This window comes from Marinobacter nauticus (assembly GCF_003634635.1).
In the GTDB taxonomy this organism is placed as follows: domain Bacteria; phylum Pseudomonadota; class Gammaproteobacteria; order Pseudomonadales; family Oleiphilaceae; genus Marinobacter; species Marinobacter nauticus.
In genome coordinates this window covers 895,640-902,630 of sequence record NZ_RBJB01000003.1, presented here as the reverse complement: position 1 = coordinate 902,630, position 6,991 = coordinate 895,640, and the positions used below count along the sequence as shown (strand labels likewise).

Annotated in this window: 2 protein-coding genes; one reads left to right on the top strand and one right to left on the bottom strand. The window is 58.4% G+C overall.

Annotated elements, in window-relative coordinates:
- The coding region (locus C7436_RS18755; RefSeq protein WP_228198095.1) for a hypothetical protein at positions 1 to 4,796 on the bottom strand (4,796 nt) is incomplete at its 3' end.
- Positions 4,797 to 5,095: 299 nt separating this feature from the next.
- Here C7436_RS18755 and C7436_RS10175 point away from each other — a divergent pair.
- Entirely contained in the window at positions 5,096 to 6,982 is a 1,887-nt protein-coding gene (locus C7436_RS10175) for a TolC family outer membrane protein (protein WP_228198094.1), read from the top strand.
- Positions 6,983 to 6,991: the final 9 nt, after the last annotated feature.

Genomic DNA, 6,991 nt, shown 5'->3' with positions numbered 1-6,991 from the left:
CTGCCATCGACCAGGCTGGAGATGTCGACGCCGGTCAGACTGTAGGAGCCATCCGCACCGACGGTGGTGGTCGCGTTAACGACAATGCCAGTGGAATCCGTGATGGTCACGTTAACCTGGCTGTTTGGCGCCACATCGGCCGTGGTGCCGGACAGGTCGACGGTTTGCGCTGCGTTATCCACGGTGTCAAGAGAGACGGTCAGAGCACCGGTAGTCGCATCAAGTGAGCCTGCCGCCGAGTCGGAGACAGCGTTGCCGTTACGGTCCTGAGCCGTGGCTTCCACGGTCAAGTTGCCATCGACCAGGCTGGAGATGTCCACGCCGGTCAGACTGTAGGAACCATCGGCGCCGACAGTCGTGGTGGCAGTGACGACATTGCCGGCGGAGTCGGTGACGGTTAGGTCAACCTGGCTGTTCAGGGCCACGTCGGTGGTGGTGCCGGACAGGTTCGCGGTTTGAGCTGTGCTATCAACAGTGTCGACAGAGACGGTCAAATCACCGGCGGTGGCATCGAAGGTGCCGTTGGCCGAGTCACTCACAGCATTGCCATTGCGATCCTGCGCGGCCGCTTCGACGGTCAGATCGCCGTCGACCAAGCTGGAAATGTCGACGCCGGTCAGGCTATAGGAGCCATCGGCGCCGACGGTGGCGGTGGCGTTCACGATATTGCCAGCCGAATCGGTAATGGTAATCGCAACTTGCTCATTCGGCGCCACGTCCGTGGTAGTGCCGGACAGGTTCACGGTTTGCGCCGCGTTATCGACGGTGTCCAAGGTAACGGTGAGATCGCCAGCAATGGCATTTAAGCTGCCGTTGGCCGAATCACTCACGGCATTGCCATTGCGATCCTGGGCCGTGGCTTCGACGGTCAGGTTGCCGTCGACCAGGCTGGAAATGTCGACGCCAGTCAGGGTGTAGGAACCATCGGCACCCACGGTGGCGGTGGCATTGACGGCATTACCGGCAGAGTCGGTGATGGTAATCGCAACTTGCTCATTCGGCGCGACGTCCGTGGTGGTGCCGGACAGATCAATCGCCTGAGTTGTGTTGTCGATATTGGCGACGGCCACGGTGAGAGCACCGTCGGTCGCATCAAGGGCACCGTTGGCCGAATCATTCACGGCATTGCCATTGCGATCCTGAGCCGAGGCTTCCACGGTCAGGTTGCCGTCGACCAGGCTGGAGATGTCCACGCCGTTCAGGGTGTAGGAGCCGTCAGCACTGACGGTGGCGGCCGCGTTCACGATATTCCCAGCCGAATCGGTAATGGTAATTGCAACTTGCTCATTCGGCGCCACGTCCGAGGTCGTGCCGGACAGGTTCGCGGTTTGCGCCGTGTTATCGATGGTGTCCACGGAGACGGTCAGAGCACCGGCGGTGGCATCGACGCTGTCGGTAGCCGAATCGGAGACGGCATTGCCGTTGCGATCCTGGGCCGAGGCCTCCACGGTCAGGTCGCCGTCGACCAGGCTGGAGATGTCTACGCCGGTCAGGGAATAGGAGCCATCGGCGCCCACGGTGGCGGTGGTATTAACGACATTGCCAGCGGAGTCGGTGACAGTGATGCTGACTTCCTCATTCGGCGCCACGTCCTTGGTGGTGCCGGACAGGTTCGCGGTTTGCCCTGCGTTATCCACGGTGTCGAGAGAGACGGTCAGAGCACCGGCGGTGGCATCGAAGGTGCCGTTGGCCGAATCATTCACAGCATTGCCATTGCGATCCTGCGCGGACGCTTCCACGGTCAGGTCGCCGTCGACCAAGCTGGAAATGTCGACGCCGGTCAGAGTGTAGGAGCCATCGGCGCCTAGAGTCGTGGTGGTGTTAACGAGATTGCCAGCGGAATCCGTGATGGTCACGTTAACCTGGCTGTTTGGCGCCACATCGGTCGTGGTGCCGGACAGATCGATAGTCTGGGCACCATTATCGACGTTGCTAATGGTCACGGCGAGATCGCCAGCAGTGGCATCAAAGCTGCCAGTAGCCGAGTCACTCACAGTATTGCCATTGCGATCCTGCGCGGAAGCGTCCACGGACAGGTTGCCGTCGACCAGACTGGAAATGTCGACGCCGGTCAGAGTGTAAGAGCCATCGGTTCCCACGGTGGTGGTGGCAGTGACGGCATTACCGGCAGAGTCGGTGATGGTAATCGCAATTTGCTCATTTGGCGCCACGTCCGTGGTAGCACCGGACAAGTTCATGGTTTGCGCTGTGTTGTCGATGGTGTCGACAGAGACCGTCAGAGCACCGCCGGTCGCATCAAAGGCACCGTTGGCCGAATCATTCACGGCATTGCCATTGCGATCCTGAGCCGAGGCTTCCACGGTCAGGGCGCCATCGACCAGGCTGGAAATGTCGACGCCGGTCAGAGTGTAGGAACCATCGGCACCCACGGTGGTGGTGGCAGTGACGACATTGCCGGCGGAGTCGGTGACGGTGATGCTGACCTGTTCATTCGGCGCGACGTCCGTGGTGGTGCCGGACAGGTTCACGGTTTGCGCCGTGTTGTCGATGGTGTCCACGGAGACGGTCAGAGCACCGCCGGTCGCATCAAGGGCACCGTTGGCCGAGTCAGTCAAGGCGTTGCCATTACGGCCCTGCGCCGAGGCCTCCACGGTCAGGTCGCCATCGACCAGGCTGGAGATGTCGACGCCGGTCAGACTGTAGGAGCCATCCGCACCGACGGTGGTGGTCGCGTTAACGACAATGCCAGTGGAATCCGTGATGGTCACGTTAACCTGGCTGTTTGGCGCCACATCGGCCGTGGTGCCGGACAGGTCGACGGTTTGCGCTGCGTTATCCACGGTGTCAAGAGAGACGGTCAGAGCACCGGTAGTCGCATCAAGTGAGCCTGCCGCCGAGTCGGAGACAGCGTTGCCGTTACGGTCCTGAGCCGTGGCTTCCACGGTCAAGTTGCCATCGACCAGGCTGGAGATGTCCACGCCGGTCAGACTGTAGGAACCATCGGCGCCGACAGTCGTGGTGGCAGTGACGACATTGCCGGCGGAGTCGGTGACGGTTAGGTCAACCTGGCTGTTCAGGGCCACGTCGGTGGTGGTGCCGGACAGGTTCGCGGTTTGAGCTGTGCTATCAACAGTGTCGACAGAGACGGTCAAATCACCGGCGGTGGCATCGAAGGTGCCGTTGGCCGAGTCACTCACAGCATTGCCGTTACGGTCCTGCGCGGACGCCTCCACGGTCAGGTCACCGTCGACCAGACTGGAAATGTCGACGCCGGTCAGACTGTAGGAACCATCGGCGCCGACGGTGGCGGTGGCGTTCACGATATTGCCAGCCGAATCGGTCATGGTAATCGCAACTTGCCCATTCGGCGCGACGTCCGTGGTGGTGCCGGACAGGTTCACGGTTTGCGCCGTGTTATCGATGGTGCCGACAGAGACCGTCAGATCACCGGCGGTGGCATCGAGGGCACCGTTGGCCGAGTCAGTCAAGGCGTTGCCATTACGGTCCTGAGCCGAGGCCTCCACGGTCAGGCTGCCATCGACCAGGCTGGAGATGTCGACACCGGTCAGGCTGTAGGAGCCATCCGCACCGACGGTGGCGATGGCGTTCACGATATTGCCAGCAGAGTCGGTAATGGTAATCGCAACTTGCTCATTCGGCGCAACGTCCGTGGTGGTACCAGACAGGTTCGCGGTTTGCGCCGTGTTATCCACGGTGTCAAGAGAGACAGTCAGAGCACCAGCAGTCGCGTCGAAAGAACCGCTGGCCGAGTCGGTAACGGCATTACCGTTGCGATCTTCGCCGGTAACGGTAATGGCCAGATCGCCATCCACCAGGCCTGATATATCGACGCCCGTGAGTGAGAACGAGCCGTCATCCCCCACCGTCGCTGTGGTTGTAAGGCTGTTGTTATTGCTATCGGTAACCACAATGGTCACGGCGCTGCCTGGTGCAATATCCGTGGTCGTGCCATCCAGGCCCAGGGTCTGGCTACTGTGATCCGTGATCGTTGATGTAACAGATACGCTGCCGGCGATCAGATCCAGGGAGCCTTCTGTTGTGGCAGACACCAGATTGCCATCCGATCCTTGCGCCGATACCCCGACGGTAATCGGGCCGTCGACCATATTCGGAAACTGGGAGATTACCGAAGTAAATTTGCCATCCGGCCCTGCCGTGACTGTTTGTGAAACGGAATTCCCGTTTTGATCAGTCACGGTAACGATGATGCTGTTGCCGGCCAACAGATTGCTGCTGTTGCCGTTTACGATCAGGTTATTGCTGTCGCCAGTCACTGGAGAAACGTTGTCAATGGCGATACTGCCCGGCAATGGTTGGGCCTCGGCGGTGGACCCGGTCGTAACACCACCGTCATTAATTAGGGGCGTCTCGCTATCAAGGGACTGCAGGTTCAAGCTGATATCGGCGCCATTAATATTCTCGACGATCCTTGCGAGGCGAACAGAGCTGCTGCCGCCCGCACTGCCACCGTCAATACCGGCTGCGGGAGCTTCTATATCATCAAGGCTCGAGCCCAGAGCATCTTCGATGGCGGCCAGAGCCTGTTCAACGCTGCTGTCTTCCAGTGAATTGTCGGTCGCTGCCGGGACAAAATTATTGGCTAATTCCGCGCTGGCCAGTATGGAGACACCGCTATCGACGGTGGCTTCGTTGTTATAGCCAAAGTCCAGCGTGACCCGCCCGTCATCAGCTGTAATCAGGCGCTCGCCAAGCATCAGTGCGTCGCCCGGTTGCAGCAGGCGGTGGCTCCCGTCGGGAGCTTCTGCCCAAGCGTTTCCGGTAACGTTAACAACGATCGCGATCGTGATGCTCATGGCGTTCCTCTATATTGCAAAATCGAACAAGCAAGTGAATTTAAGAAACTTCGTAGTGTCGTTTACAGTAGACTGTCTGCCAATCGTCGCCTACTGGACTCAGGTACAGGTTGGGTAGATTCCCTGTGTTTGATTGTAAACAGTTGTAAAATTCATCTTTTTTTGCGTGATTTCTGTACAATTGACGGCCGGTTTTTTCGGGCCGGGTGGGCGATAATGCGGGTAGCCTCGTAACTTGAGCGTTGGTCAGCAGTGAACAACGTGGTGCCATGATTCGTGTGATGATTTTGGAGCTTTTAATGGTAAGAAAGGTCTTGGAGTGCCGGGCTGTTGCGTTTGCGATCTTGGCTTGTATGACTGCGCCGGCGATCACCGCTGCGCAGACCTATGGCAGCCAACCTGTTGCAGAGGGTAGTGTGCTGGAGGCGGTCAGAAATGCTATTGAGCACAATCCGGAAGTTCAGGCGAGCTGGCACCAGTTTCTGGTTGCCGGCCACGACAAATCGGCCGCAAAAGGGGATTATAAGCCCTCTCTGGACGCGACGGCCCGTTATGGCTGGGAACATCGCAATTATGGCGAAGTCAGTGAGTTTGATGGCTACGACGGTCGTTTGACCCTGACCCAGATGCTCTACGATGGCTTTCAGACCCGAAGTGCCGTTCAGCGCTTTGAAGAGGAACAACTGGTCAGTTATTTTGAGCTGCTCGCCCAGATTGAAGACACCAGCCTTGAAGCCCTGCGAGCGTATCTTGACGTCAGCCGTCAGCAAGAGCTTCTGGAGTTGGCCAGGAATAATCTGCAGACACACCAGGATGTGTATGAACAGGTAAGCTCAAGTGCCGAGGCGGGCGTTGCGAGAGCAGCAGACCTCGAGCAGATCAATGGACGTTTATCACTGGCCGAAGCCAATCTGTTCACGGTAGCCAGTAATTTGCACGACGTTCGGGCTCGTTATCTCAGAATCATAGGAGAAAAAGCACCCAGTCAGCCGGATGAGGTCATGATCGGGGTTGAGCTTGTACCAGCGACTGCACAGGAGGCCCTGGGTATTGCTTATGAAGCGAATCCGTCCTTCCGTGCCGCGCATCGGCAGATCCGGGCGGCAGAGGCCAGCGTTGAGGAAAGTCGTTCAGGCTTTCATCCAAAGCTGGACCTGGTGGCCAGCTATGGTCATCGCTCGTATGACGATCTGGGCTTCGACGATTCCGAGACCGATGGCCGGGTTGGTCTTGAGTTGAGTATGAATCTGTATCGCGGTGGCGCCGACCGGGCCAGGGTGCGCAGTGCCTACGACAGGGTCAATGTAGCCAAGGATCTTCGTGACAAAGCCTGCGTTGATATTCGCCAGGAAGTTCAGATTGCCTTCAACGATGTGCGCAATCTGGAGAGCCAGATTCCGATTCTCAACAACCACCGCCTCTCGTCAGCGCGGGTGCGGACAGCTTACAAAGATCAGTTTGATATTGGTGAACGCACCTTGCTGGATGTGTTGGATGCGGAGAACGAATACTTCGATGCCAGCCGTGCCTATGTGAATGCAATCTACGATCAGAAACTGGCAGTGGCGCGCGTTCAGGCCGAGATGGGGCAATTGGTTGTGTCTCTGGGGCTGGTTCGAAACGGTCTTCCCTCCCTGGACGACCTTGGCGCCTCTCCGCTCCCGTTTACAGACGCCATGTGCCCGGCCGTTGAAGTGGACCAGTCGGTCCGGTTGTTGCTCGATTCCGATGGTGATGGGGTGAAGAACTATAAAGATCAGTGTCCCGGAACGCCGGCAGGCAGCAAGGTGGATATTCGCGGCTGTACCATTGCCGAACCCCCTGAGGTGGTAAAAACAATGGTGATTGAGTTCGCCAATGATTCTGCCGACATTTCGTCTGCCAGTGAGGCTTACCTGAGGGATCTCGGACAGTACCTCGTGTCTAATCCGGATGCGCAAGCGGAGATCGTTGGCCATGCTTCCAGAACGGGGGCGCCGGTTTATAATCGGGAACTCTCGATGCGCCGGGCGGAAGCGGTCGCAGAGACATTGGTTAACGACTATGCTATTGAAAGAACTCGACTAAAGCTCACAGGTCAGGGATTTTATCAGCCCCGGTTTTCCCAGCCTTCCGAGGCGGCAGTGAGCGCCAACCGCAGGGTCGATATTCGTGTTCTGCAGGCGCAAGAGGTTGCAGGAAACTGATATCTCCAT